This window comes from Rubrobacter sp. M3-4, assembly GCF_059772285.1.
The window spans coordinates 115,875-142,479 of sequence record NZ_JCBAJP010000007.1; the positions used below are offsets into that span (position 1 = coordinate 115,875).

Below are 26,605 nucleotides of genomic sequence, written 5' to 3' on the forward strand. Positions count from 1 at the left end.
TTACTCCGAAGCGATCTCGGCCGCGATGTTCTTCGGCACCTCGGCGTAGTGGTCGAACTGCATGGTGAACGTCGCCCGTCCCTGGGTTCTACTCCTGAGCGACGTGGCGTACCCGAACATCTCCGCGAGCGGCACCATCGCCCGGATGACCTGCCCGCCACCGCGGCTGTCCATGCCCTGGATCTGCCCGCGCCTCGCCGAGAGGTCGCCCATCACGTCCCCCATGAACTCCTCGGGTACGGTGACCTCCACGGCCATGATCGGCTCGAGCAGCACCGGGTCGGCGCGCCTCAAGGCCTCCTTGGCGGCCATCGAGCCGGCGATCTGGAAGGCCATCTCCGAAGAGTCGACCTCGTGGTAGGAGCCGTCCACGAGCTCCACCTTCACGTCGACGACCGGATAGCCCGCCACCACGCCGGACTCGAGCGCCTCCTGGATGCCCTTGTCGACGCTCGGTATGTACTCCCTGGGAACGACCCCACCGACGATCCTGTCCTCGAACTCGTAGCCACCTTCGTCGTTGTGCTCGAGGTTGATGATGACGTGCCCGTACTGACCACGCCCGCCGGTCTGCCTCACGAACCTTCCCTCGACACCCTCGACGCGCCTCCTGACCGTCTCGCGGTAGGCGACCTGCGGCTTGCCGATGTTCGCATCGACCTTGAACTCCCGGGTGAGCCGGTCCAGGATGATCTCCAGGTGCAGCTCGCCCATCCCGGCGATGACCGTCTGACCGGTCTCCTCGTCGGTGCGCACCCGGAAGGTGGGATCCTCCTCGGCGAGCCGCTGCAGGGCCTGGCTGAGCTTCTCCTGATCGGCCTTGGTCTTGGGCTCGATCGCCTGGTCTATGACCGGCTCCGGGAAGGTCATCTGCTCGATGACGATCTTCTCCGGATCGTCGGCTGCGACCAGCGTATCCCCGGTGCTCGTGTTCTGCAACCCGATCGCCGCCACGAGCTCCCCGGCGTACACCTCGTCGCGCGGCTCGCGCGAGTTCGCGTGCATCTGCAGCAGCCGCCCCACGCGCTCACGCACCCCCTTGGTGGTGTTGTACACGTAGGAGCCGGCCCTGAGCGTACCCGAGTAGACCCTTATGTAGGTCAGCTTCCCGACGTGCGGGTCGGCCTGGATCTTGAACGCCAGCGCCGCGAGCGGCCCGTTCTCGTCCGCCTCGCGCACGACCTCCTCGCCATCGGGGGTCTGCCCCCTGAGCGGCGGCACGTCCAGCGGGCTCGGCAGGTAGTCTATGACCCCGTCCAGCAGCGGCTGTATGCCCTTGTTCTTGAACGCCGAACCGCAGAAGACGGGGGTCATCTGGATCGCGAGCGTCCCCTTCCTTATCGCCGCCCGGAGCTGATCGGGATCTATCTCCTCCCCCTCGAGGTAGGCGACCATGAGATCCTCGTCATACTCCGCCGCGGCCTCGATGAGCTTCTCCCGATACTCATCGACCTGCGCCCGCATGTCCTCCGGGACCTCGGTCTCGTCCCACTCGGCCCCCAGATCGTCCTTGTAGATGATCGCCTTCATCTCCACGAGGTCCACGATCCCCGTGAACTCGGCCTCCTTGCCGATCGGGAGCTGCACCGGAACCGCGTTCGCCCCGAGCCTCTCCTTCATCGTCTCGACCGCATGGTAGAAGTCCGCCCCGATGCGGTCCATCTTGTTGACGAACGCGATCCTCGGCACGTGGTACTTGTCCGCCTGCCGCCACACCGTCTCCGACTGCGGCTCCACACCCGCAACCGAGTCGAACAACGCGATCGCACCGTCCAATACCCGCAGCGACCGCTCCACCTCGACCGTGAAGTCCACGTGTCCGGGCGTGTCTATGATGTTGATGCGGTGCTGTTCGGGGATGCGGCTGTGGGAACCTTTCTGGGTCTTACCGTTTCTGGAGTCTCCCTCGATCCCGCCCCAGAAGACGGTGGTCGCGGCGCTGGTTATGGTGATGCCGCGCTCACGCTCCTGCGCCATCCAGTCCATGACGGCGTTCCCGTCGTGGACTTCGCCCAGCTTGTGGGTCAGTCCGGCGTAGAGCAGGATACGCTCGGTCGTGGTCGTCTTACCAGCGTCTATGTGAGCCATGATCCCGATGTTTCGGACCCGGCTCAGGGGTGTCTTTCTAGCTACGGATACCGCCATAGGTCAAAGTACCTCGTCTACCATCTGTAGTGTGCGAATGCCCGGTTGGCCTCCGCCATCCGGTGGGTGTCGTCCTTGCGCTTGACGCTCGCGCCGACGTTGTCGTTCGCGTCGAGTATCTCGCCGGCGAGACGCGCCCCCATGGTCTTTTCACGCCGGGTACGGGCGTAGCCCACCAGCCAGCGCAGCGCCAGCGTGTTCGCCCGGCGGGGCTGCACCTCCATCGGCACCTGATAGGTGGCCCCACCGACCCGCCGCGAGCGGACCTCGAGGCGGGGCTTGACGTTCTCGACCGCGTTGTTGAGGACGCTCACCGGGTTGTTGCCGGTGCGCTCCTCGACCCGCGCAAGAGCGTCGTAGACTATCTTCTCCGCCTTGCTCTTCTTCCCGTCCACCATGACCTTGTTTATGAGCTGCTGCACGAGCACGCTCCCGTAGACGGGATCGGGTGGGATCTTCCTCTTCGGCGGCGCTGCACGCCTGGGCATCTCTCAGAAACCTCCTAAGACTTCTTGGTCCCGTACCTGGATCGGGCCTGCTTGCGGTCGCTGACCCCCAGCGCGTCCCGGGAGCCCCGGATCACCTTGTAGCGCACCCCCGGCAGGTCCTTCACGCGCCCCCCGCGCACCAGAACCACGGAGTGCTCCTGCAGGTTGTGCCCCTCCCCGGGGATGTACGCCGTGATCTCGTTGCCGTTGGTCAACCTCACCCGTGCGATCTTGCGCAGCGCCGAGTTCGGCTTCTTCGGCGTCTGCGTCGAGACGCGGGTGCACACACCCTGCCGCTGAGGCGCCCCGCCCAGCGCCGGGGTGGCCGTCTTCTTGGTCTTTCTCACCCGCTTTTTGCGCACAAGCTGGTTGATCGTCGGCACGACCGCACCTCTCCTTTCTCTCCGTGGAAAAGGGGGTTTGCACAAAGTCACGCGCCGCGGCAGGCACCGCGCCCGCCCTGGAGCGAGCGCACACCGCACCGCGACGCGCTATTTTAGGCTTAAGAAGCCGCTATGTCAAGCTCATCGACATCGTCGGTCCTGTGTCCGTCCACGGTCACGGTGAGCCTGCGGTACTTCGGCAGACCCGTCGCCGCCGGGATGAGCTTGCCGATGATCACGTTCTCCTTGAGCCCGGAGAGCTCGTCCACCTTGCCCTCTATGGCCGCGTCGGTCAGCACGCGCGCGGTCTCCTGGAAGGAGGCCGCCGAGAGGAAGCTGTCGGTAGCGAGCGACGCCTTGGTTATGCCCATGAGCACCCGGTGGGCGCTCGCCGGCCGGCCGCCCTCGGCCTCGACCCGCTCGTTCTCCTTCTCGAGGGTGAAGCGATCCACCACCTGCTCGGGCAGGAAGCTGGTGTCGCCGGGATCGTCGACGACCACGCGCCGCAGCATCTGACGCACCACGATCTCTATGTGCTTGTCGTGGATGTCCACACCCTGCGCCCGGTAGACCTTCTGCACCTCGTCGACCAGGTAGCGCTCGGTGGCGGTCGTTCCCCGGCCGTAGCGCAGGTCGTTCTCCAGGATCGCGTGCGGGTAGAGCGCCGTGTTCTCCGGGTCGGTGAGCGGTGTGTTGGCCCTTATCTCGGCCCCCTCCATCACCTCGGGGTTGAGGAGCTGGCGCTCGACCCGGTACTCCCGGCTCTCGGAGCCGTCGGAGGAGGTGACGACGACCTTCACGGTCCTCTCGCCCTCGTCCTCGATGCTCACGGTGCCGTCGATCTCGCAGAGGATCGCCTCGGCCTTCGGGTGACGCGCCTCGAAGAGCTCGACCACCCTCGGCAGCCCGGCGGTGATGTCCTCGCCCGCGACGCCACCGCTGTGGAAGGTACGCATGGTGAGCTGCGTCCCCGGCTCGCCGATCGACTGGGCCGCGATGATCCCGACGGCCTCCCCGATGTCCACCGGCTGGTAGGTGGAGAGGGCCCTGCCGTAGCACTTGCGGCACACGCCGTTCGGGTCCTCGCACTTGGTCGGCGTCCGGACCGGGACCATCGTCTCCTTGGGCAGCTCCTCACGCCAGCGCGCCAGGATGTCCGGGGTGACGTCCGTACCGGCCTCGGCCACCACCTCGCCCGTCTCTGGGTTGACCAGATCGCGCGCCAGGTAACGGGCCGCCACCGAGTCGTTCGGGTCGCCGTTCTTGAGGTAGAGCGGGATCTCGACGTACTCGTCGGTGCCGCAATCCTCGCTGGTCACGACGATCCCCTGCGAGACGTCGACCAGCCTTCTCGTCAGATAACCAGAGTCGGCGGTCCTGAGAGCGGTGTCCGCCTGCCCCTTGCGCGCCCCGTGGGTCGAGGTGAAGTACTCCAGGACCGAGAGCCCCTCCATGAAGTTGCTCTTGACCGGCTCCGGGATGATCTCACCCTTCGTGTTGGTCATCAGACCGCGCATCCCGGCCAGCTGCGTGATCGCCGAGTAGTTGCCCCGGGCACCGGAGTGGGCCATGATGTGCATCGGGTTGAGGCTCCAGAAGTTCTTCTTCATCGCCTCCTCGACCTCGTCCCGGGCCCGCGTCCACAGCTCGATGATGCGCTCCATCCGCTCGTCGTCGGAGATGAAGCCCTGGTCCCACTGCTCCTCGACCTCGGCGACGAGGCTCTCGTACTTGGCGACGATCTCCGGCTTCTCCTGGGGCACGACGATGTCGTTCTTGCCGATGGAGATCCCGGCCCGAGTCGCCGTGCGGAACCCGACCTCCTTCAACGTGTCGAGCAGCCGGCTGGTCAGGTCGGTCGGGTAGCGGCTCACGTACTCGGCGACGAGGTTCTTGATCTCACCCTTCCTGAGCTCGTAGTTGACGAACTCGTAGGAGGAGGGATCGTAGGAGTCACCGAGGTAATCCCTTAAGGTCTCCTCTATGCTCTCGTTGAAGATGACCCGTCCGAGGGTGGTCTCTATCCGCTCGCCCTCGCGCCGGAAGATGACCTTGTCGTGGACCTTGAGCGCATCGTTCCTGTAGGCGACCTCCGCCTCCTCGTAAGAGGTGAGATAGGCCTTGGGCTCCGCCTCCTCGTAGCCCTCCGGGGCATAGGTGATGTAGTAGAGCCCGAGGACCATGTCCTGCGACGGGACCGCGATCGGGAACCCGTTCGAGGGCTGCAGGATGCTCTGCGTCGAGAGCATCAGGATGCGCGCCTCGGCCTGCGCCTCCGGCGAGAGCGGCACGTGCACCGCCATCTGGTCGCCGTCGAAGTCCGCGTTGAACGCCGCGCACACCAGCGGGTGCACCTGGATCGCCTTGCCCTCCACCAGGACCGGCTCGAAGGCCTGGATGCCGAGGCGGTGCAGCGTCGGGGCCCGGTTCAGGAGGACCGGGTGCTCCTTGATCACGTCCTCGAGCACGTCCCAGACCTCGGGCCTCAGGCGCTCGACCATCTGCTTGGCGCTGCGGATGTTCGGCGCGAGAGCCCGGTCCACCAGCACCTTCATCACGAACGGCTTGAACAGCTCGACGGCCATCAGCCGCGGCAGACCGCACTGGTGCATCTTGAGCGAGGGCCCGACCACGATCACCGAGCGTCCCGAGTAGTCGACGCGCTTGCCCAGCAGGTTGCCGCGCAGCCGGCCCTGCTTGCCCTTGAGCATGTCCGAGAGCGACTTCAGCGGCCGGTTGCCCGCGCCGGTCACCGCCCGGCCCCGACGCCCGTTGTCGAAGAGGGCGTCGACGGCCTCCTGCAGCATCCGCTTCTCGTTGTTGACGATGACGTCCGGCGCCCCCAAGTCCAGGAGCCTCTTCAGGCGGTTGTTGCGGTTGATGACCCGGCGGTAGAGGTCGTTCAGGTCGCTCGTGGCGAACCGTCCGCCGTCGAGCTGCACCATCGGGCGCAGGTCCGGGGGGAGGACCGGGATCACGTCCATGATCATCCACTCCGGCTTGTTGCCGCTGGTGCGGAACGCGTCGACGACCTTCAGGCGCTTTATCGCCTTCTGGCGCCGCTGCCCCCTGGAGGTGTTGATGATCTCCCGCAGGTTCCGGGCCTCCTCGTCGAGGTCGATCTGCTGGATGAGATCGCGGATCGCCTCGGCGCCCATCCCGCCCCGGAAGTACACGCCGTAGCCGTACTCGTCCCCGAAGCGGTCCTTCATCTCGCGGAAGAGCTCCTCGTCGTCCACGATCTGCCGCGGCTCGAGCGTCTGGAACTCCTCCCACGCCCGCCGGACGAGGCTTATCTGCTCGTCGATCGAGCGCCGGATGTCGGCGATGTCCTCCTCGGCCTGCCGGTGCACCTTCTCGATCTCAGCCTCACGCTCCTCCTCGGGAACGTCGGCGTACTCCTCGGTGAGCTCGTCCGGGGAGCTCTCGCCCCGGATCACGCTCTCCCGCTTGGTGCGCAGCGCCTGTATCTGGGTGATCTCCTCCTCGCGCTCCTCCTCGAGCTGCCGGATCTCGTCCTCGACCCGCTGACGCAGGGTGTCTATGTCGTTCGCCCGCGCCTCGCGGTCTACCCAGGTGACGATCGAGGAGGCGAAGTAGAGCACCCGGTCGAGCTCCTTGGGGCTTATGTCGAGCAGGTACCCCATCCGGCTCGGCACGCCCTTGACGAACCACACGTGCGCCACCGGGGCGGCGAGCTCTATGTGGCCCATCCTGTCGCGCCTGACGCGCGCCCGGGTGACCTCGACCCCGCACCGCTCGCAGATGATGCCCTTGAAGCGGATCCTCTTGTACTTCCCGCAGTAGCACTCGAAGTCCTTCGAGGGCCCGAAGATCCGCTCGCAGAACAGCCCGTCCTTCTCGGGCCTGAGCGTCCGGTAGTTGATGGTCTCGGGCTTGGTCACCTCGCCGCGGGACCACTCCCGGATCTCCTCAGCGGAGGCGAGACCGATGGAGATCTTCTCCAGCTTGTTTATGTCTATGTCGCGCTCTAGGCTCTGCAACCCTTACATCCCTCCTCTGGAAACATCCGGGGTGTCGTCCAGGTTACCGGTCGGCTCCTCGCGGCTCAGGTTTATACCGAGCGCTCTGGCCGCCTCGTCCCAGTCTCGCTGATCGGAGTCCTCCGCCGCGGCCTCGGCGTTGTAGACCGGCTTGACCGAGAGCCCCAGCGCCTGCATCTCCTTCAGGAGCACCTTGAAGCTCGCCGGCACGCCGGGCTCGGGGATGTTCTCGCCCTTGACGATCGCCTCGTAGCTCTTGACGCGCCCGATCCGGTCGTCGCTCTTTATCGTGAGCAGCTCCTGCAGGGTGTGCGCCGCGCCATAGGCCTCGAGCGCCCACACCTCCATCTCGCCGAAGCGCTGCCCGCCGAACTGCGCCTTGCCGCCCAGGGGCTGCTGGGTCACGAGCGAATACGGTCCGGTCGAGCGGGCGTGGATCTTGTCGTCGACCAGGTGGATCAGCTTCATGATGTACATGTAGCCGACCGTGATCTTGCTGTCGAACGGCTCGCCGGTGCGCCCGTCGTAGAGGGTCACCTTGCCCCCGCCGGTCATCTTCACCTTCGAGCCGCCGTCCTGGCGGACCTTGTCTATCACCTTGTTTATGTCCTCGACCCGCGCACCCTGGAAGACCGGCGTGGAGACGAAGACCGGCTCGCCCCCGTTCTCCCCGAGGCCCTTGCTCGCGGCCCACCCGAGGTGCGTCTCGAGTATCTGACCGATGTTCATCCGGCTCGGCACCCCGAGCGGCGAGAGGATGACGTCGACCGGCGTGCCGTCCTCCATGTACGGCATGTCCTCCTCGGGCACGATCTTGGAGATCACACCCTTGTTCCCATGCCGCCCGGCGAGCTTGTCGCCCTCGGCGATCTTGCGCTTGGAGGCGACGAAGACTCGTACCATCTCGTTGACCCCGGGCGGGAGCTCGTCCCCGGCATCCCGCGAGAAGCGCTTGACGTCGATGACGACCCCGCCCTCGCCGTGCGGGACCTTGAGCGAGGAGTCCTTGACCTCCTTGGCCTTCTCCCCGAAGATCGCCCGCAGGAGCTTCTCCTCCGGGGTGGGCTCGCTCTCGCCCTTCGGAGTGACCTTCCCGACCAGCACGTCCCCGCTCCCGACCTCGGCGCCGATGCGGATGATCCCGTCGGCATCGAGGTTCATCAACACGTCGTCGGAGGCGTTGGGGATGTCGCGGGTGATCTCCTCGGGCCCGAGCTTGGTGTCCCGCGCCTGTACCTCGTACTCCTCGATGTGGATGGAGGTGAGCACGTCCTCCTTGACGAGCCGCTCGGAGATGATGATCGCGTCCTCGAAGTTGTACCCCTCCCACGGCATGAACGCGACGAGCAAATTCTTGCCCAGGGCCAGCTCGCCCTGATCGGTGGAGGAGCCGTCGGCGAGCACCGTCCCCGCCTGGACCTCCTCACCTTCCTTCACCAGCGGCCGCTGGTTGACGCACGTGCCCTGGTTTGAGCGGGCGAACTTCTTGAGCCGGTACTCGTCGAGCTCCCCGCTCTCCCGGCGCACCGTGATCACGTCCGCCGACACCCGCTCGACCCTTCCGGCCTCCCGCGCGAGCACCACGTCCCCGGTATCCGTCGCGGCCCGGAACTCCATCCCGGTCCCGACGTAGGGCGCCTCGCTCCTCAGGAGCGGCACCGCCTGCCGCTGCATGTTCGCGCCCATCAGAGCCCGGTTGGCGTCGTCGTGCTCGAGGAACGGGATGAGCCCGGTCCCGACCGAGACCGTCTGCAGCGGGGCCACGTCCATGTAGTCGACCTCCTGCGGGGAGACGGTCGTGACCTCCCCGCCCCGGGCCCGCGCCAGGACGTGCTCGGCGGTGATCCTGCCGCTCTCCGGGTCGACCGGGGTGTTCGCCTGCGCGATGATGAACCCTTCCTCCTCGTCCGCGGAGAGGTACTCGATCTCGTCCGTGGCGACCCCGTCGACGACCTTCCTGTACGGCGTCTGGATGAACCCGTACTCGTTGACCTTGGCGTAGGTGGCCAGCTGTCCGATGAGCCCGATGTTCGGCCCCTCCGGCGTCTCTATCGGGCACATCCGACCGTAGTGGGTCGGATGGACGTCGCGCACCTCGATCGGCGCGCGCTCCCTGGAGAGCCCGCCCGCACCCATCGCGTTGAGACGCCGCCTGTGCGAGAGGCCGGCCAGGGTGTTCGTCTGGTCCATGAACTGCGAGAGCTGGCTGGAGCCGAAGAACTCCTTGATCGCGCTCGCCACAGGCTTGGTGTTGACCACGCTCTGGGGCGTTATGCTCTCCTCGTCCTGCGTGGTCATCCGCTCGCGCACCACGCGCTCCATCCGGTACATCCCGATCCGGAACGCCTCCTGCACCAGCTCGCCGACGGTCCTGAGACGCCGGTTCCCGAGGTGCTCGTACTCGTCGAGCAGGTGCCGGTAGCGCTCGTAGTTGATCCTGCCGAACTCCTCGTCCTCGGCGAAGCCCTCCGCGATCTCGATCAACCGCCCGAGAAGCGCCTCTATGTCCTCGTTGGTGAGCGTGCGTACCTCGAGCGGCACGTCGAGCTTGAGCTTCTTGTTGACCTTGTAACGCCCGACCTCGGTCAGGTCGTAGCGCTTGGGATCGAAGAAGAGCCCCTCCACCAGGTTGCGCGCGTTCTCCAGGTTGACCGGCTCGCCGGGCCGCTGTCGCCGGAAGACCTCCAGCAGCGCCTCTTCCCGCGAAGTGGTGTCGTCTCGCTCCAGCGTGTTGCGCACCAGCCAGGAGTCACCGAAGCGCCCCATTATCTCCTCGGGCCCGCCGAACCCGAGAGCTTTCAGGAGCACCGTAACCGGCAGCTTCCTCTTGCGGTCTATCCTGACCGAAACGTACCCCTTGGACTCCACCTCGAACTCGAGCCAGGACCCACGACCCGGCATCAGGCTCGCCGTGAGAACCTGCTTGCTCGGGTCCTTGGGCTCCATGATGTACGCGCCCGGAGAGCGCACGAGCTGGGTGACGACCACCCGCTCGGTCCCGTTTATTATGAAGGTCCCCCAGTCAGTCATGAGCGGGAAGTCGCCCATGAACACGTCCTGCTCCCGGATCTCACCGGTCTCCTTTATGATGAAGCGGACCTTCACGAACAGCGGGGCCGCATAAGTCTTGTCCTTCGAGACACACTCCTCTATGGAGACCTGCGGCTCCTCGAAGTAGAAATCCCCAAACTCCACGGCATAAGACCCGGTGTAGTCTTCTATCGGAGAGATCTCCTCGAAGACCTGCCTTATCCCCTCATCCAGGAACCTCCTGAACGAGCCGAGCTGGATGTCCACCAGCCCCGGCATCTGAAAGTCCAGAGTCTGCGTCCGCGAGAAGGGACGCCGCTTGCGGCGCACAATAGGGGTTACCAAATCGGCTCTCCTCCACGCTGAATCGTTGAAGAACGGCTAAGCACGCGAACGGATATCCTACCCCGCTTCCCCGTATAAGTCAAGGAGATCCGGGGCAGAATATCCCGAACAACAAGTATGGGCGTTGGTTTTGTGTCCAACGCCCGGAAGTTTAGCACACCCTGGGGCTGCGCGCCACAGAGGCTACTTGAGCTCGACGGTGGCTCCGGCCTCCTCTAGCTTGGCCTTCAGAGCCTCGGCGTCCTCCTTGGAGATGCCCTCCTTGACCGGCTTGGGCGCCTCGTCCACCAGCGCCTTGGCCTCCTTGAGCCCGAGCCCGGTCGCGGCCCTTATCTCCTTGATGACCTGCAGCCTCTTGTCCCCGGCCGCCTGCAGGATGACGTCGAACTCGGTCTTCTCCTCCTCGGCCGCGGCGGCCCCACCGTCACCCGCGGCGGCCCCGGCGGCGGGGGCGGCGGCCACGGCGGTGGCGGAGACCCCGAAGCGCTCCTCGAGCGCCTTGACGAGCTCGGAGAGCTCGAGCACGCTCATGTTCTCGATCGTCTCTATCAGTTCCTCTTTGCTTACGGCCATGAACCAAAACCTCCAGTTCTTCTTTTCTTTTGCGTCGTGTACCTGCTACGACTCCTGCGCGCGCTTCTGCTCGGCGATCTGGTTCAGCGCGATCACGAGCCCCTGCACCGTGTTGTTGAGCACGTTCACCAGAGCGGAGATCGGGGCGGCGAGCCCGCCGACGACCTGGGCGATGAGCTGCTCGCGGCCGGGCAGCTTCGAGAGCGCGACGACCTGCTCCGCGTCGAGGACCTGCCCGTCGTCGAGCCTCCCCCCTTTCAGCGTGAAGGTCTCTATCTGGTCGGCGAACTCCGCCAGAAGCTTTGCCCCGGCGACCGGATCCTGCGAGAAGGCTATCGCCGTCGGGCCCGTGAAAAACCCGGAAAACTCACCGTCTATGCCGGCTGCGTCCGCGGCCCTGCGCGCCAGGGTGTTCTTCGCCACCACGAACTCCACCCCGAGCTCCCGGCTGCGGCGACGCAACTCGGTGCTCTGGGCCACGTTCATGCCCTGGTAATCCACCACGAGCGCCGAGCCGCTCCTCAGCTTCTCGGCCAGCTCTTCTACTACCTTCGCTTTCTCCTCGCGTCTCACCTCCGACTCCTCTCCTGAAAAGAGAGCCCCGGGGCCGCGTAGAGGCACCCGGGACTCTCTATCCCGAAATCTTCTCTCTGCGCGGCCTCGGCCGGGTCACCCGCTGGGTTTGAGCTCCTTGCCGGAGCCCCGGCTGTCTCTGGCCTCTCTCTTTTGTCGTTCTTGGGTCCGCGAAAGATACTAATCGCTCGTCGCGGCGGGGTCAACCTTCACCGAGGGCCCCATCGTGCTGGTTATCGCCACCGACTTGAAGTAGCGTCCCTTGACCGCCGAGGGGCGCACCCTCTGCAGCTCGTCGCGCAGCGCGTAGTAGTTCTCGAGCAGAGAGTCGGTGTCGAAGGACTTCTTGCCGATGATGCTGTGGATTATCCCGTAGCGGTCCACCCGGTACTCGATCTTGCCCTGCTTTATCTCGCGCACGGTCTTTCCGACGTCCTGCGTTACGGTGCCGCTCTTCGGGTTCGGCATGAGCCCGCGGGGACCGAGTATCTGCCCCAGCCGTCCGACGATGCGCATCTGGTCCGGGGTCGCCACCGCGACGTCGAAGTCGAGGAAGCCCTCGTCGCGGATGCGCGCGACCAGATCTTCGGACCCGACTATGTCCGCCCCGGCCTCCTCGGCCTCCCGGGCCGCCTCACCCTCGGCGAAGACCGCGACCCGCTGCGTCTTGCCCGTGCCGTTGGGCAGCATCAGCGTCCCGCGCACCATCTGATCCGCCCGGCGAGGGTCGACGTTGAGGTTTATGTGCACCTCGACGCTCTCGTCGAAGTTCGCTCCGTCGAGCCCCTTCAACAGCTCTATCGCCTCCCTGGGCGAGTAGAGCCTCTCCCGGTCTATCCTGTTCTTCTGCTCGAGCAGCCTCTTACCCATTTACCGTGATCCCCATGCTCCTCGCCGTACCCTCTATTATCTTCACCGCACCCTCCAGGTCTGCGGCGTTCAGGTCCGGCAGCTTCGTCTTCGCTATCTCCTCTATCTGCTGCCGGCTAACCGACCCGACCTTGTCCCGGTTGGGCTCGCCGCTCCCCTTCTCGACCCCGGCGGCCTGCCGCAAAAGAAACGCCGCCGGCGGCGTCTTGGTGACGAAAGAGAACGAACGATCCTCGTACACCGTTATCTCGACCGGGATGATCTGGCCCATCTGGTCCCGGGTGGCGTCGTTGAACTGCCGCACGAACTCCCCGATGTTGACCTGGGCCTGCCCGAGCGCCGGCCCAACGGGGGGAGCCGGGTTCGCCTGCCCACCCGGTATCTGGAGCTTCAGCTTCCTTACGACCCTTCTTCCACGTCCTCTGCCCATGATGCTACGAACTCCCTCTTCTTCTGACTGTGCCCGAAACGAACAACGGCTAGAGCTTGGCGACCTGGTTGAAGGAGAGCTCGACCGGTGTCTCCCGCCCGAAGATCGAGACCATCACCTTCAACCGCGACTGGTCGACGTTTATGTCGGAGATCTGGCCGGTGAAGTCGGAGAGCGGACCGCTCACCACGCGTACGGTCTCCCCGATCTCGTAGTCCACCGTCGTCTTGACCTTCTCCCGGGTCTCCACCTCGCCCGGATGCAAAAGCCGCTCGACCTCGGCCCGGCTGAGAGGGACCGGCTTGTCCCCCGCCCCGACGATCTGCGTGACCCCAGGCGTCTGCCTCACCACCTGCCAGGTGTCGTCGTTCATCTCCATGTTCACCAGTATGTAGCCCGGGAACTGCCGCTGGACCGTAGGCACCTTTTTGCCGTTCTTGATCTCGACGACGTTCTCGGTGGGGATCCTGATCTCCCCGAAGTACCGTCTGAGCCCCAGGGACTCTATCCTGCGCTCGAGCGTCGTCTTGACCTTGTTCTCGTGCCCGGAGTACGTGTTGACGACATACCACTTCTTCAAAGCAACCAACTCCCCAGCCGCTACAGCACTAGAAGAAGACCAGCCGCGTCAGGTTCTGGAAGATGTAATCCCAGAACGTGACGTAGATGCCGAGCACGACGACCACGATGATCACGACCGCCGTACTCTGCTTGAGCTGCTCGCGGTCGGGCCAGCTCACCCGCCGTATCTCGGCCCGGGCCTCCTTGAGGGAATCGACTACCCCCGACCCGGCCCTGCGCCGCTTGCCGCTCTGCTGGGCCTTCTTGCCACCGGCCCGGCGCTGCTGAGCCGTAGAGCCCCGTCTCTTAGACATCGTTTCCTCGCCTCGCCTCGCAGATGAAAGCAGGGCAGGAGGGACTCGAACCCCCGACCTGCGGTTTTGGAGACCGCTGCTCTACCAACTGAGCTACTGCCCTCTGCTTCGCCGCCATTTATCTTACTACCTGGTCTCCCTGTGCGTGGTATGACGGCGGCACCACGGACAGTATTTTCTGAGCTGAAGACGATCGGGCGTGTTGCGCCTGTTCTTGCGGGTGTGGTAGTTGCGCCTCCTGCAGTCCTCACACGCCAGTGTTACCAGCTGTCTCATCCTTCTCCTCTGAAACTACCCGGGGAGAGGCGGGATCCACCCGCCTCTCCACACGCCAAGTATCGGCTCCTACTCTATTATCTGGGTGACCACACCGGCTCCAACCGTCCGGCCACCCTCCCTTATCGCAAAGTTGAGCCCCTCATCCATCGCTATCGGTGAGATCAACTCTACCGTCATCACCGTGTTGTCCCCAGGCATCACCATCTCTACTCCCTCCTCCAGCGTGATCTCCCCAGTCACGTCCGTCGTCCGGAAGTAGAACTGCGGCCTGTAGTGAGAGAAAAACGGCGTGTGCCTGCCTCCCTCCTCCTTGCTGAGTACATACACCTCAGCCTTGAACTTCGTGTGCGGCGTTATCGTCCCAGGATGCGCCAGTACCTGCCCTCGCTCTACCTCGTTGCGCCTCACGCCCCTGAGAAGCGCCCCTATGTTGTCCCCCGCCTGCGCCTCGTCCATGCTCTTGTTGAACATCTCTATGCCCGTAACCACCGTCTTGCGCGTCGGCCTTATCCCTACTATCTCTACTTCCTCGTTGAGCCGCAGCCGCCCGCGCTCCACTCGCCCGGTCGCTACCGTCCCGCGTCCCTGAATCGTGAACACATCCTCTATCGCAAGCAAAAACGGCTTGTCCACATCCCGCTTGGGCTCAGGGATGTACTCGTCTACCGCCTCCATCAACTTGAGAATCGACTGCTCCCCAAGCTCCCCTTCATCCCCCTCAAGAGCCCTCAGGGCACTGCCTACCACTACCGGTATCTCATCCCCAGGAAAGTCATACTCGCTGAGGAGCTCCCTTACCTCCATCTCTACCAGCTCCAACAGCTCCGGGTCGTCCACCATGTCCGCCTTGTTCAAAAACACAACGATCGACGGTACCCCTACCTGACGCGCAAGAAGAATGTGCTCCCGCGTCTGCGGCATCGGCCCATCCGCCGCAGAAACCACCAGTATCGCCCCATCCATCTGGGCCGCACCCGTGATCATGTTCTTCACGTAGTCCGCGTGCCCAGGACAGTCCACGTGCGCGTAGTGCCGCTTGGGCGTGGCGTACTCCTGGTGGGAGGTCGCTATCGTTATCCCCCGCTGACGCTCCTCAGGGGCGTTGTCTATCTGCTCAAAGGCCACCTCGTGGTTGGCCGGATCATCCGGGTAGTGCTTGGCCAATACCTTCGTTATCGCCGCCGTAAGCGTCGTCTTGCCGTGGTCTATGTGCCCTATGGTCCCCACGTTTACGTGCGGCTTGGTCCTCTCAAACCTGCCCTTGGACATCTCGGCCGTTCCTTTCTCTCTGAAACCTCAAAACCCGAGGTAGCGGTGGCAGGACTCGAACCTGCGACACGCGGATTATGATTCCGCTGCTCTGACCAACTGAGCTACACCGCCACATCAACTTCACCCGACACCCGGGCAGAGGCCCGGACGCCGAGAGCCCCCGACCGGACTTGAACCGGTGACCCCTTCCTTACCATGGAAGTGCTCTACCGACTGAGCTACAGGGGCACGTCGTCATGGGGGCGGGAGGATTCGAACCTCCGTAGGCAATGCCGGCAGATTTACAGTCTGCTCCCTTTGGCCGCTCGGGCACACCCCCGACACGCTTTTTCGGTGCTCTCTCGAGCACCTCGCTATGGTAGCAAACCATAACGAGTTTTCAACGCGTCTTCGGTCCTTCCGCTGAGCCCGGAAAGGGATTCGAACCCCCGACCTGCCGCTTACAAGGCGGCTGCTCTACCGCTGAGCTACCCGGGCCTCTCCCGGGGATTATAGCTCACCCCTCCCTCAACTCACGCCGCCGGACCTCTTCCAGGGAGCGCAACGTCTCGGCGGAGAGCCGGTCGGAGAGGCGCATCCTCCTCCCCCTGCGAGGGCTGCGCGCCAGCGCCGGTAGCTCGTCGAGCAGGGCCTGAAACTCACGAGGCGTGGCGCGGGTGGCACCGCGGATGAGGGCCGTACGCTGCAGGGCGAAGTCAGCCGTGAAGACCGTCGCGGGCCCATCGAGGGTCTCTATGAGCCGTTCGATGACGTCGTCGGCGGTCTCGCCGGCGGAGCTGTAGATCACGCGCACCGCGCCACCGGCGAGCGTTTCTTCCCTGCGGGGCTCCGGGGTCCCGTGGGCATCGAAGACGACGATGACGACGCGGTCGGTCCACCCGGCGGCCTTGAGGGCGTCGTTCACCAACAGATCGCGGCGCTCCTCGAGCCCGGCCTCCTCCCTCCCTCGCCGGTAGCGATCCAGCGCGGCGATAAGGTTGTAACCGTCGAGGATCAGGTACCGCGCCATCCGCGCTGCCTGATGGCCTCGTAGAGCACGACCGCCGCGGCGGCCGAGACGTTGAGGGAATCCACGGCGCCGAGCATGGGGATGGAGAAGATCCCATCGCAACCCTCCCGAACCAGGCGTCTGATCCCGGACTCCTCGCCCCCGAGTACGATCGCCACCGGATCGTCGAAGTCGAGATCGGTGTAGAGGGTCTGCTCTCCGCTCTCGGCCGCATAGACCCAGATGCCGGCCCGTTTCATCCTCTCGATGGCCCGGCGCAGGTTCGTCTCCCTTGCCACCCGTACGTGCTCGCTCGCCCCGGCGCTCGCCTTGACGGCGGCCGGGGTGACCGGGGCGGCGCGGTCCTTCGGTATGACGACGCCGCTCGATCCGGTACCGTCGGCGGCGCGCAGCACGGCCCCGAGGTTGCGGGGGTCCGTCACCCCGTCGAGAACGACGACGAGGGGGCTCGGGGTGTCGAGGATCTCGTCAAGGTCCGAGTAGGGATATTCACCCGTGCGGGCGATGACTCCCTGATGCACCACCCCGGAGGCGAGGCGATCTATCTCTCGACGCGGCGCCTCGCTCACCGGCACCTTGCGCGAAGCCGCGAGAGAAGAGATCTCCGGGTTGCGGACCGCCATCAGGACCTCCAGGACCTCCCGACGGCCACTCCGCAACGCCTCGAGCACCGGGCGCACGCCGTAGATCAGCTCGGAGCCCACTACTTCAACGGGTTCAGGACGGGTCCGGCCGGGGTGTCCTCGAGTGCCCAGCCGCGTCCCCTTATCTCCTCGCGCAGCCCGTCCGCGACGGGCCAGTTCCTCTCGCGACGCGCTGCCTCCCGCTCGGCAACCATCCGCAGAAGCTCCTCACCAGGCTCCCCTCCGGCATAGCGGATGGTGATGCCGTCCACCTCCGCCGTCCGTTCCTCCGAGAGGTCGAAGCCGAAGACGTCGAATATCTCGCGCATCGCCTCCGCGAGTGCGGCGAACCGGGTTGCAGACTCCCTGCGTTCGGCCACCTCACGGCCCGCGGCTCGGGCAGCGTCGAAGAGGGCCGCGAGAACCTCCGGCGTGTTGAGGTCGTCGGCCATCGCCGCGTGGTATCGCTCGCGCAGCTCCGCAGCGAGGCTCTCGGAGAGAGGAGAGGAATCGCGCGAGTCGGCGATCTCCCGGTAGAAGCGGGACAGCCGCTCGAAGGAACGCCCCTTCTCCAAGAGGATCTCCTCCGCGTATTCCACCGGCTGCGAGTAGTGGCTCTGCAAAAGCCACATCCTGATGGCGTTCCTGCCGTGGCGACCGACGGCCTCCATGACGTCCACGACGTTGCCCACGCTCTTGGCCATCTTGTCCTCGGCGAAGTTGACCATCCCGTGGTGCGCCCACGCCCGCACGAAGGTGCGCTCGGGGTAAGCGCCCTTACTCTGGGCGAGCTCGTTCTCGTGGTGCGGGAAGCGCAGATCGGTGCCGCCACCATGGACGTCCGCACCATCCGGCAGGTGCTTCAGGACCATTGCAGAGCACTCGATGTGCCAGCCCGGCCTCCCCGGCCCCCACGGGCTCTCCCAGGAGGGTTCTCCCGGCTTGGAGGCTTTCCACAGCGCGAAGTCGAGCGGGCTCTCCTTGTAGCCTCTGGCCCCTTTTTCGGTCTCGCGCATCTCCTCCGGACGCTGATGTGAGAGCCGGCCGTACCCCGGACAGCTCCTCACCCGGTAGTAGACGTCGCCGTTACCCGGGGCGTAGGCGTGTCCCCTCCCGATGAGTGCCTCTATGAGAGAGATGATCTCCGGTACGTGCTCGGTGGCCCTGGGCTCCACGTCCGGCAGGCCCACCCCCAGCGCCGCGAGCCGCTCGTGGTAGGAGCGGGTGTAGCGGCGTACGATCTCCTTCCAGGAGACCCCTTCGGCGTTGGCCCGGTTTATGATCTTGTCCTCCACGTCCGTTATGTTCTGGACGAAGGTGACGCGGTACCCCCTGCTGCGCAGATACCTGACGACGACGTCCCAGAAAAGGGGCGCCCGGGCGTTTCCTATGTGTATGTCGTTGTATACGGTGGGACCGCAGACGTAGATTCCGACGTGCCCCCTCCGCAAGATGTCCACCGGCTCCCCGCTCAGGGTGTCTCTCACCATCACGCTCATGATGCCCTTAGTCTAGCTTCTCTCGCGGCTTCTATCCTCCTCGCCGCCTCCTCCGGCCCGAGAACAGCGATGATACAGGGTATCTCGGGGCCTCTCTCCCGGCCGGTGAGCGCGAGGCGCAGCGGGTGTAGCAGCTCCCGGGCGCTCATTCCTTCCTCTCTCGCCCGGCTCCGGAGGCCTCCGACGAACTCCCGGGCATCCTCCACGCCCTCGATCTTCCGCTCTCTCAACGCCGCCGCCACCCACCCATAGACCTCCGCGCTCGAGCGCGGAAGCTCACGTACGAACCCCTCCGGGTCGACCGGAGATGTGATCGCACCCAGAAGCCCGGGAGCTTCGGAGAGGGTGCGCAGCTCGCTCCTTATGGCCTCAACGGCGGCGGACCTGCGCCCGGGGGGGATGCCCGCCCCGTCGAGCGCGGGCGCGAGCAGCCTCTCCAACTCTTCCACAGGAAGCGCACGGAGGCGGCGGGCGTTGACCGCAAGGAGCCTCTTCGGGTCGAAGATCGCCGGGCTCGCGTGCAGCCGGGAGGGGTCGAACTCCCGCACGAGCTCACCGAGGTTCCGGAAGTCCTCCCGGCCCTCGGGATGGGACCACCCGAGGAGAACCAGATAGCTTACGAGGGCCTCGGGCAGGTATCCTTCCTTCCGGTAATCGGAGATGCTCCTCGCCCCGCTGCGCTTGCTGAGCTTCTTCCCGTCGGGTCCGAGGACCACCCCGAGGTGGATGAACTCCGGCTCCTCGAAACCCAGGGAGCGGTAGAGCAACGCCTGCCGGGCCGTATTGGAGAGGTGCTCCTCACCACGGATCACGTGGGTTACACCCATCTCGGCATCGTCGACCACGCAGGCGAAGTTGTAAGCGGGCATCCCATCCGACTTCATTATGACGAAGTCTTCGAGCCCCGAGAAAGGGACCTTCCCCCGCAACCCGTCACGGAAGCTTCCCCGCCGCAGGGGCGGGCGAAAGTAGAGCGCCCGCCTCCCGGCCTCGTCCTGCTTTTCGTAGGCGAGCCCCGAACGCAGGAGCCTCTCCGCAACCTCCCTGTACAGCGCACCCCGCCCGCTCTGGCGGACCGGGCTCCCGTCGAACGTGAGCCCCAGCCAGGCGAGATCCTCGAGCTGCCCCTCCTCGAAACGGCGCCGGCTGCGGGCCCGGTCGGTGTCTTCGATCCGCAGGAGTACCTCGCCGCCCTCGTGCCGGGCGAAGAGGTAATTGAAGAGCGCCGTGCGGGCCCCACCCAGATGGAGCATCCCGGTGGGGCTCGGGGCGAACCTCGTCCTGACCTTCACGGCCCGCCCGGATGTCTCCGTACGAAAGGCCCTGGCAGCCCGCGCATCTAGAGGATGTCCTCCGAGCGGTCGAGCTCCCGCTGCCTCCTCAGACCCCGCCTGATGGCCCGCGCCCGGGCCTGCCCCACGCCTTCCACGTCGTCGAGCTCGTCCTCGGAAGCTTCCAGCAACCCCTTCAAGGAGCCGAACTCGCTGATGAGGCGCTCGGCGACCTTCCTCGGCAGACGCGGCACGCGCGCCAGCTGCCTGTAGCCCCGGGGTTTGACGAAGAAGTCCTCGGTCTGTCCGACCGAGCCGTAACCGAGAGCCTGGCTTATGTGCATCGGCTCGGAGAGCTCCTCCGGAGTGAGCTCGTGCAGCGCCGCGAGGGCTTCCTCGTAATCCACCCCTTCGTCCACGTAATCCCGGAGCAGGGCTTCGTACTGATCCGGGACGTCGTGGAAGGCCTGCTCGAGCTGCATCTCCACCAGCCGCCCCTCGCTGCCCAGCTCCCTGATGTACGCCCTTATCTCCTCGGCTATCCTCACCGAGGTCTCGAACGTGCTTATCGCCCCTATCACCTCGCGCAGCGTCACGACCCCGTCGTACTCGTGCAGCGTGAGTATCCTCGCCTCATCCCTGAGCCGTCGGGTGAACTTCTCCAGGGTGGCGAGCGCGGAGTCCGCCTTGGAGAGCATCACCCCGATGTCCTCCAGCACGTGTGGTCCGTAGGAGCCCTGATAGAGGCTGACGACCCGCCGGCGCTCGGAGACCACGATCACGAGATCCCCGGTCTGCTGCGCGGTGCGGTGACCGGAGAGATGTCGCATCCCTGTCTCCTCGGAGGGAAGCGAGGGGTCCGGGTTGAGCTGGACGTTGGCGTAGTGGATGACGGAGAAGTCCGGTGAGACGACGAGCGCGCCGTCCATCTTGGCCAGCTCGTAGAGGCGCATCGGCGTGAAGGAACAGTCTATCTTCATGCCGCCGGAGATGATGCCGAGCCGCTTGAGCTTCTCCGGGTTGGAGACGACGATGAGGGCCCCGTTGTTGGCGTGGATGATGTTGTCTATGCCCTCCCTGAGCTCGGTTCCGGGGGCCACGAGCGCGAGCGCCTCGGCCAGTTCGGGAGGCATCTCACGGTGCCGGCCGCTCACGAGAGCGCGGCCTCTACCGCCTCCTGCAGCGTCCTTACTTCCACCGGGCCTGGATCTCTTCCTGCTCGACGGGCACCTCCGTCTGCCGCACGACGCCTGGAACGAACCTCGGGCCTAATTATACGCGTGAAGCCCATCTTCAGAAGCTCCCTCTCGCGGCGCTCGGTCCCGGAGACGGCCCTGAGATCCCCGGTCAGCCCCACCTCGCCGAAGCACGCGGTCCCCGCCCCCACCGGGCGGTCCCGAAGGGCCGACGCTATGGCCAGCGCCACCCCGAGGTCGGCTGCGGGCTCCTCGACACGCACCCCTCCGGAGACGTTGACGTAGACGTCCTGAGAACCGAGGGAGAGGCCGGCCCGGCGCGAGAGCACGGCGCAGAGCATGCTCACCCGACCCGCGTCCACACCGCCCCCCATGCGGCGCGGCACGGCGAGGTGACTGGGAGAGACCAGGCTCTCTATCTCGACCAGCATCGGCCTCGTGCCCTCCATGAGACAGACCGTCACCACCCCCGGCGGCGTCCCTCCCTCCCGCTCGGAGAGGAAGAAGGCCGAAGGATCCGAGACCTCGACCATCCCCCCACCGGTCATCTCGAAGACGCCGACCTCGTTGGTCGAGCCGAAGCGGTTCTTCAACCCCCGCAGCACGCGGAAGGTCTGGAAGCGGTCCCCCTCGAACTGGAGCACGGTGTCCACCATGTGCTCGAGCACCCTCGGCCCGGCGATCGAACCCTCCTTGGTGACGTGCCCGACGAGAACGACCGCGATTCCCTCGCTCTTGGCCACACGCATCAGCCTGGCGGCGCTCTCTCGCACCTGCCCGACGCTCCCCGGAGCCCCGGCGAGATCGGGCGAGTAGAGCGTCTGGATCGAGTCGACCACCACGACCTCGGGCCTCTCCTCGAGGATGGTCGCCTCTATCACGCCGACGTCGGTCTCGGCGAGCACCCGGAAACCGGACTCCCCGACCCCTATCCTGCGGGCGCTCATCGCGACCTGCCGCGGGGATTCCTCGCCCGAGACCATGAGGCACCTCCCCCCGAGGTGTCCCATCATCTGCAGAAGCAGCGTGCTCTTGCCCACCCCGGGCTCCCCTCCGACGAGCACCAGAGACCCGGGTACGAGACCGCCCCCGAGCACCCGGTCGAGCTCGGCCATACCGGTCTTGAGACGTCTCTCCCGCTCCGCCACCACATCCCCCATCGAGAGCGTCGGAGCGGCCGTACCACGCCTCGCGGCCCGGCTCGCGAAACCCGTGGCCGATCCCTTTGCGGAATCCCTCAGCTCCTCGGCGAACGTGCTCCACTGCCCGCACTCCGGGCAGCGCCCGAGCCACTTGGGCTCCTCGTGACCGCAGTTAGAGCAGACGTAGACGGTCTTCGAAGGCATGATGTGATTGTAAGGTATCGTCGATCCTTCTCCAGAAGGAAACCGTAAAAGAAAAGAAGAGCTGCGCCCCCACTCGAGTGGGGGCGCAGCTCCCCGGCAGAGCCTGCTCTCGCAGAGAGAGCGGCTACTCGGCCTTCACGACCTCCTTGGGTTGGATGACCTTGAAGTCCACGATGGACTGGTCGTCGGTGGCATCGTCGGCCGAGATGTCGTTCGCCTCGACGATCACCTTCGATCCGTTGGGGACCTCACCCCGCAGGATCATCTCGCTCATCGGATCCTCGACCATCCGCTGCAGGACCCGCTTCAAGGGCCTCGCCCCGAACGCCGGGTCGTAGCCGGCCTCGGCGAGCTTGTCCAGCGCCTCGGTGGTGAACTCCAGGGTCACGTCGCGCTCGGCGAGCTGGTTGCGCAGCCGCTTTATCTGGATCTCGATGATCTGTCGCACGTGCTCCCGCTCGAGCTTGTGGAAGACGATGACCTCGTCGATCCTGTTCAAGAGCTCGGGCCGGAAGATCTTCCTCAGCTCGCTCGTCACCCGGGACTTCATCTCCTTGTAGGAGAGCCCCTCTTCACCGGCGCCGAACCCGAGCGTCTTGGTCTTGTTGATGTGCTGCGCCCCGACGTTGGAGGTCATGATCAGGACGACGTTCTTGAAGTCGACCTTGCGCCCCTGGGCGTCGGTGAGCTGCCCGTCCTCCAGGATCTGCAGCAGGATGTTGAACACGTCCGGGTGGGCCTTCTCGATCTCGTCGAAGAGCACCACCGAGTACGGCTTGCGCCGGACGGCCTCGGTGAGCTGTCCACCCTCGTCGTAGCCGACATACCCCGGAGGCGAGCCGACCAGCCGGCTCACGGTGTGCCGCTCCATGTACTCGGACATGTCGAGCCGGATCATCGCGTTCTGGTCGCCGAAGAGGTACTCGGCGAGCGTGCGGGCGAGCTCGGTCTTCCCGACGCCGGTCGGCCCGAGGAAGACGAACGAGCCGCTCGGGCGGTTCGGATCCTTGAGGCCCGCCATCGTGCGCCGGATGGAGCGGCTGACGGCCTTTATGGCCTCGTCCTGCCCCACGACGCGCCCGTGCAGGGCCTCCTCCATGTGCAAAAGCCGCTCGGACTCCTCCTCGGTGAGCTTCTTGACCGGGATGCCGGTCCACATGGAGACGATCTCCGCGATCTCGTTCTCCCCGATGGAGACCTGCTTCTCGCCCTCGCCCTGCCGCCACTGCCGGTCGAGCTCGCGGCGCCTGAGCGCCAGCTCACGCTCGCTGTCCCTCAGCCGCGCCGCCTTCTCGTACTCCTGCGCGTCGATGGCGGCCTCCTTCTGGGCCCGAACCTGCGCGAGCTCCTCGTCGACCTCCTTGTAGTACGGAGGCTGCGACATCGTCTTTATGCGCATCTTCGAGGCCGCCTCGTCGACCAGGTCTATCGCCTTGTCCGGCAGGAACCGGTCGGAGATGTAGCGGTCGCCGAGCTGCGAAGCGGCGCGCAGCGCCTCGTCGGTTATGTGCAGCTTGTGGTGCGCCTCGTACTTGTCCCTGAGCCCCTTGAGGATGAGCTCGGTCTCCTCGACGCTCGGCTCGCCGACCTGGATGACCTGGAAGCGACGCTCGAGCGCCTTGTCCTTCTCCAGGTGCTTGCGGTACTCGTCGATCGTCGTGGCGCCTATCACCTGCAGCTCGCCCCTGGCGAGAGCCGGCTTGAGGATCGAGGCGGCGTCGATCGCCCCTTCCGCCGCCCCTGCTCCGACGAGGTTGTGGATCTCGTCGATGAAGAGGATGATGTCACCGTGGTCGGTGATCTCCTTCATTATCTTCTTGAGGCGCTCCTCGAATTCGCCGCGGTACTTCGAGCCCGCGACCAGCGCCCCCAGATCGAGCGTGTAGACCTCCTTGTTGGCGAGCAGGTCCGGAACGCGCCCGGCCGCGATTTCGTTGGCCAGCCCCTCGACGATCGCGGTCTTACCGACCCCCGGCTCGCCGATGATCACCGGGTTGTTCTTGGTGCGGCGCACCAGGATCTGCATGATCCGCTCGATCTCCTGCGTGCGTCCGATGACCGGGTCGAGCTTGTCCTCCATCGCGAGCGCCGTGAGGTTGCGCCCGTACTGGTCGAGCTGGCGCGTCTTCGGCCTGCGGGCCTCGGCCCCACCTCTCCCGACGGCCTCGCGCCCCCTCTGCGCCCGACCGCCGCCGAGGAGCTCCACCACCTTGCGCCTGACCTTGTCCGGATCGACGTCGAGGTTGGAGAGCACCCTCGCCGCCACCCCCTCGGACTCGCGCACGAGCCCGAGCAGGATGTGCTCGGTGCCGATGTAGTTGTGCCCGAGCTGCAGCGCCTCCCTCAGCGCGAGCTCGAGAACCTTCTTCGAGCGGGGCGTGAACGGAGCCTGACCACCGGTCCCCTCCTCGCCGTAGCCGACGATGCTCTCGACCTGCTCTCTGACATCGTCCAGCGTGACCCCGAGTGAAGTCAGCGCCCGGGCGGCGACGCCCTCGTCCTCGCGCAACAGACCGAGGAGCAGGTGCTCGGTCCCGATGTAGTTGTGGTTGAAGTGCCTGGCCTCCTCTTGGGCCAGGACGACGACCTTGCGGGCCCTCTCCGTGAATCGTTCAAACATCAGCGGGAGCCTCCTCTATAATCCCGAGGGTCCTTCACGGTATAGGGTACAGTTGCTCTGTATATACGGTTTGGTTTATATAGCCTGCACATCGGTGAGAGCTTGCTCTTCGGGGTCACCTGCGGAACCTCTTTCTTATCACACCAACCACCTTGAAGTATACAAGGATTCGGCCGCGCACATTTGACTTTTGCCGGCCTTTACGCTAAGAGCGCTACGGAGATCTCTACTTCGACCCCTGAGCGCTCGCATCTTGCGAGTCTAGCACCCCGGTAGTCCGGGCTGGTGATAAATATTACACCGCGAAACGTTCCTTCACGACCTCGGTGGGGAGAGAGGCCAGGAAGGGCCCGGCCTTGGGTCCGCTCTGCCTGCCGAGCAGCACGGTGTAGACCGCCGCGAAGGCCTTCTTCGGCTTGATCCCCATCTCTCTGGCCGTCGAGTAGAGCAGGTCCTGTATCTCTTCGGCTTCCGACTCGTCGGGCAGCCTGTCCCGCACACGCCTGAGATACGACCGCTGCTCCTCGTCCAGCTTCCCGACGGCGGAGGGCAGCTGCGCGGGGTCGAGCAACTCGTAGCGCAGCGACGCGGGTGCCCACCTCGCGGCCCAGTTGCGAGCATAGCCGAGGTCCTTCGCCAGGTTCCCGGTGTCCGCTGCAGCCTCCCCGTACCCTCCCCGGCGCAGCATCGCCGCGGCCGCCTCGACGTCCTCCCCGACGGTCTGCGCGACGATGGCCAGATGTGTGAACGGGACGAACGGACGTCCACCTTCCCGCCTGTATTCGTCCATGAAACGCGGCAGCCCGTTCTCCAGATCCAGGTCCAGGGCCCGCGAAGGATCTGCACCGAGCACCATGGCCCTGAGCGCATCGGGCGGCATCACCTCGAGCAGTTCCTTCGGGAGCAGAACCACGCCCCTGGAGCTGCTCATCGCTCCCTGGCCCCGGATGTTGATCCACTCGTACTCGTAGCGGCCCGGCACCGGGTAGCGGAAGACCTCCCGGGCCATCCTGTCCGCCGAGTCGGTGGAGCCGCCGCGGCTGGTGTGGTCCTTCCCGAAGGGCTCGAAGGTCACCCCGAGCGCCTTCCAGCGCGCCGGAAGCTCGACCCTCCAGCCGAGCTTCCCCTCGCCCTTCGAGTAGTCCGCCACCCCCTTGCGCCCCTCCTCGTCCACGTAGACGACCCGGCTCTCCTCCGGCAGGTGTTCCACCACCCGGTTGCCGGTGAGGCGTCCGGAGGCCGCACGCGGCAGAAAGGGCGACCACCCTTCGGGCATCCTCCTGCCCGTGACCTCCTGCAGGATACGCCGCAGCTCCTCCGTGTGCTCCAGAGCCTCGCGGATGACGTCGGTGTAGACCCCGCTCTCGTAGAGCTCGTGCGAGCGCAAGACCTCTATCTCCATCCCCATCTCCTCGAGCGCCTCCTCGAACGGGGAGAGGAAGTGCTCCGCGTAGGAGGGATGGCAGTCCCCGGCGGGGTCGGGTACGTGCGAGAGGCTCTGCCCCAGAAACTCACCGAAGCTCTCGGGGATACCCGGTGCGATCTTGCGCAGCGGGTCTATCGTGTCGGCGTGGAAGATGAAGCGCGTCCTCTCCCCCCGCTCGCGCAGCGCCCGCGCCACCGCCTCGGCGACCAGAACCTCCCGCAGGTTGCCGACGTGGATGTTGCCGGAGGGGCTGATCCCGGAGACGACGACGTGGGGGCCCTCACCGAGGGCCCCTGCCACCTGCGATGCCCATCCGGGTGTCGTGACGTGCACCATGCTGTTCAAGAT

At 65.6% G+C, this 26,605-nt stretch carries 21 protein-coding genes and 5 tRNA genes; all 26 read right to left on the bottom strand.

What is annotated here, in order from left to right; translation table 11 throughout:
- Positions 1–2,145, bottom strand: coding sequence for an elongation factor G (gene fusA / locus AC6EKW_RS09885; RefSeq protein ID WP_273887743.1), 2,145 nt, complete (start codon positions 2,143–2,145; stop codon positions 1–3).
- A gap of 17 nt (positions 2,146–2,162) precedes the next feature.
- Complete coding sequence (gene rpsG, locus AC6EKW_RS09890; RefSeq protein WP_273887744.1) at positions 2,163–2,633, bottom strand: 30S ribosomal protein S7; 471 nt, start codon at positions 2,631–2,633, stop codon at positions 2,163–2,165.
- A gap of 14 nt (positions 2,634–2,647) precedes the next feature.
- Positions 2,648–3,016 carry a 30S ribosomal protein S12 gene (gene rpsL / locus AC6EKW_RS09895; RefSeq protein WP_273842311.1) on the bottom strand — a complete coding sequence of 123 codons (369 nt, stop codon included), beginning with the start codon at positions 3,014–3,016 and terminating at the stop codon, positions 2,648–2,650.
- 119 nt (positions 3,017–3,135) lie between these two features.
- Positions 3,136–7,020, bottom strand: a complete 3,885-nt coding sequence (locus AC6EKW_RS09900) for a DNA-directed RNA polymerase subunit beta' (RefSeq protein ID WP_498514293.1) — start codon at positions 7,018–7,020, stop codon at positions 3,136–3,138.
- A gap of 3 nt (positions 7,021–7,023) precedes the next feature.
- Entirely contained in the window at positions 7,024–10,395 is a 3,372-nt protein-coding gene (gene rpoB, locus AC6EKW_RS09905) for a DNA-directed RNA polymerase subunit beta (RefSeq protein WP_273887745.1), read from the bottom strand.
- 183 nt (positions 10,396–10,578) lie between these two features.
- On the bottom strand, positions 10,579–10,968 hold the full coding sequence (rplL, locus tag AC6EKW_RS09910; RefSeq protein WP_273842307.1) for a 50S ribosomal protein L7/L12: 390 nt from the start codon (positions 10,966–10,968) through the stop codon (positions 10,579–10,581).
- Positions 10,969–11,013: 45 nt separating this feature from the next.
- Entirely contained in the window at positions 11,014–11,541 is a 528-nt protein-coding gene (rplJ, locus tag AC6EKW_RS09915) for a 50S ribosomal protein L10 (RefSeq protein ID WP_498514294.1), read from the bottom strand.
- A gap of 180 nt (positions 11,542–11,721) precedes the next feature.
- On the bottom strand, positions 11,722–12,411 hold the full coding sequence (rplA, locus tag AC6EKW_RS09920; protein WP_273842302.1) for a 50S ribosomal protein L1: 690 nt from the start codon (positions 12,409–12,411) through the stop codon (positions 11,722–11,724).
- Entirely contained in the window at positions 12,404–12,841 is a 438-nt protein-coding gene (gene rplK / locus AC6EKW_RS09925; RefSeq protein ID WP_273887747.1) for a 50S ribosomal protein L11, read from the bottom strand. The genes rplA and rplK overlap by 8 nt, the downstream gene beginning before the upstream one ends.
- 49 nt (positions 12,842–12,890) lie before the next feature.
- Complete coding sequence (gene nusG / locus AC6EKW_RS09930) at positions 12,891–13,421, bottom strand: transcription termination/antitermination protein NusG (protein WP_498514295.1); 531 nt, start codon at positions 13,419–13,421, stop codon at positions 12,891–12,893.
- A gap of 28 nt (positions 13,422–13,449) precedes the next feature.
- Complete coding sequence (gene secE / locus AC6EKW_RS09935) at positions 13,450–13,716, bottom strand: preprotein translocase subunit SecE (protein ID WP_273887749.1); 267 nt, start codon at positions 13,714–13,716, stop codon at positions 13,450–13,452.
- Positions 13,717–13,746: 30 nt separating this feature from the next.
- Positions 13,747–13,819 (bottom strand) — tRNA-Trp (locus AC6EKW_RS09940).
- 23 nt (positions 13,820–13,842) lie between these two features.
- Positions 13,843–13,992 carry a 50S ribosomal protein L33 gene (rpmG, locus tag AC6EKW_RS09945; protein ID WP_273842295.1) on the bottom strand — a complete coding sequence of 50 codons (150 nt, stop codon included), beginning with the start codon at positions 13,990–13,992 and terminating at the stop codon, positions 13,843–13,845.
- A gap of 69 nt (positions 13,993–14,061) precedes the next feature.
- Positions 14,062–15,264: an elongation factor Tu gene (tuf, locus tag AC6EKW_RS09950; RefSeq protein WP_273887742.1), complete on the bottom strand. Its 1,203-nt coding sequence runs from the start codon at positions 15,262–15,264 to the stop codon at positions 14,062–14,064.
- A 40-nt stretch (positions 15,265–15,304) separates the two neighbouring features.
- A tRNA-Met gene (locus AC6EKW_RS09955) sits at positions 15,305–15,378 on the bottom strand.
- A 44-nt stretch (positions 15,379–15,422) separates the two neighbouring features.
- Positions 15,423–15,495, bottom strand: a tRNA-Thr gene (locus tag AC6EKW_RS09960).
- A gap of 9 nt (positions 15,496–15,504) precedes the next feature.
- Positions 15,505–15,586: transfer RNA gene (locus tag AC6EKW_RS09965), tRNA-Tyr, on the bottom strand.
- A gap of 86 nt (positions 15,587–15,672) precedes the next feature.
- Positions 15,673–15,744 (bottom strand) — tRNA-Thr (locus tag AC6EKW_RS09970).
- A gap of 19 nt (positions 15,745–15,763) precedes the next feature.
- Positions 15,764–16,276 (bottom strand): NYN domain-containing protein, encoded by a 513-nt coding sequence (locus AC6EKW_RS09975; RefSeq protein ID WP_273887750.1) that lies wholly within the window; start codon positions 16,274–16,276, stop codon positions 15,764–15,766.
- Positions 16,261–16,980 carry a 23S rRNA (guanosine(2251)-2'-O)-methyltransferase RlmB gene (gene rlmB, locus AC6EKW_RS09980; RefSeq protein ID WP_273887752.1) on the bottom strand — a complete coding sequence of 240 codons (720 nt, stop codon included), beginning with the start codon at positions 16,978–16,980 and terminating at the stop codon, positions 16,261–16,263. Before rlmB ends, AC6EKW_RS09975 begins: the two co-directional genes overlap by 16 nt.
- Positions 16,980–18,398 (bottom strand): cysteine--tRNA ligase, encoded by a 1,419-nt coding sequence (gene cysS, locus AC6EKW_RS09985; RefSeq protein WP_273887753.1) that lies wholly within the window; start codon positions 18,396–18,398, stop codon positions 16,980–16,982. Before cysS ends, rlmB begins: the two co-directional genes overlap by 1 nt.
- Positions 18,395–19,690: a glutamate--tRNA ligase gene (locus AC6EKW_RS09990; RefSeq protein ID WP_498514296.1), complete on the bottom strand. Its 1,296-nt coding sequence runs from the start codon at positions 19,688–19,690 to the stop codon at positions 18,395–18,397. Before AC6EKW_RS09990 ends, cysS begins: the two co-directional genes overlap by 4 nt.
- Positions 19,691–19,737: 47 nt before the next feature.
- On the bottom strand, positions 19,738–20,823 hold the full coding sequence (gene disA / locus AC6EKW_RS09995; RefSeq protein ID WP_273887755.1) for a DNA integrity scanning diadenylate cyclase DisA: 1,086 nt from the start codon (positions 20,821–20,823) through the stop codon (positions 19,738–19,740).
- Positions 20,820–22,211 (bottom strand): DNA repair protein RadA, encoded by a 1,392-nt coding sequence (gene radA / locus AC6EKW_RS10000; protein ID WP_498514297.1) that lies wholly within the window; start codon positions 22,209–22,211, stop codon positions 20,820–20,822. Before radA ends, disA begins: the two co-directional genes overlap by 4 nt.
- A gap of 124 nt (positions 22,212–22,335) precedes the next feature.
- Positions 22,336–24,831, bottom strand: coding sequence for an ATP-dependent Clp protease ATP-binding subunit (locus tag AC6EKW_RS10005; RefSeq protein ID WP_273887757.1), 2,496 nt, complete (start codon positions 24,829–24,831; stop codon positions 22,336–22,338).
- Between the two features lie 295 nt (positions 24,832–25,126).
- Entirely contained in the window at positions 25,127–26,593 is a 1,467-nt protein-coding gene (gene lysS, locus AC6EKW_RS10010) for a lysine--tRNA ligase (protein ID WP_273887796.1), read from the bottom strand.
- Positions 26,594–26,605 lie beyond the last annotated feature (12 nt).

Coding starts and splice junctions, on each gene's coding strand:
- fusA (WP_273887743.1), bottom strand. CDS start 2,145: ATGGCGGTATCCGTAGCTAGAAAGACACCCCTGAGCCGGGTCCGAAAC.
- rpsG (WP_273887744.1), bottom strand. CDS start 2,633: ATGCCCAGGCGTGCAGCGCCGCCGAAGAGGAAGATCCCACCCGATCCC.
- rplL (WP_273842307.1), bottom strand. CDS start 10,968: ATGGCCGTAAGCAAAGAGGAACTGATAGAGACGATCGAGAACATGAGC.
- rplA (WP_273842302.1), bottom strand. CDS start 12,411: ATGGGTAAGAGGCTGCTCGAGCAGAAGAACAGGATAGACCGGGAGAGG.
- rplK (WP_273887747.1), bottom strand. CDS start 12,841: ATGGGCAGAGGACGTGGAAGAAGGGTCGTAAGGAAGCTGAAGCTCCAG.
- secE (WP_273887749.1), bottom strand. CDS start 13,716: ATGTCTAAGAGACGGGGCTCTACGGCTCAGCAGCGCCGGGCCGGTGGC.
- rpmG (WP_273842295.1), bottom strand. CDS start 13,992: ATGAGACAGCTGGTAACACTGGCGTGTGAGGACTGCAGGAGGCGCAAC.
- tuf (WP_273887742.1), bottom strand. CDS start 15,264: ATGTCCAAGGGCAGGTTTGAGAGGACCAAGCCGCACGTAAACGTGGGG.
- AC6EKW_RS09975 (WP_273887750.1), bottom strand. CDS start 16,276: ATGGCGCGGTACCTGATCCTCGACGGTTACAACCTTATCGCCGCGCTG.
- cysS (WP_273887753.1), bottom strand. CDS start 18,398: ATGAGCGTGATGGTGAGAGACACCCTGAGCGGGGAGCCGGTGGACATC.
- radA (WP_498514297.1), bottom strand. CDS start 22,211: ATGCCTTCGAAGACCGTCTACGTCTGCTCTAACTGCGGTCACGAGGAG.
- AC6EKW_RS10005 (WP_273887757.1), bottom strand. CDS start 24,831: ATGTTTGAACGATTCACGGAGAGGGCCCGCAAGGTCGTCGTCCTGGCC.
- lysS (WP_273887796.1), bottom strand. CDS start 26,593: ATGGTGCACGTCACGACACCCGGATGGGCATCGCAGGTGGCAGGGGCC.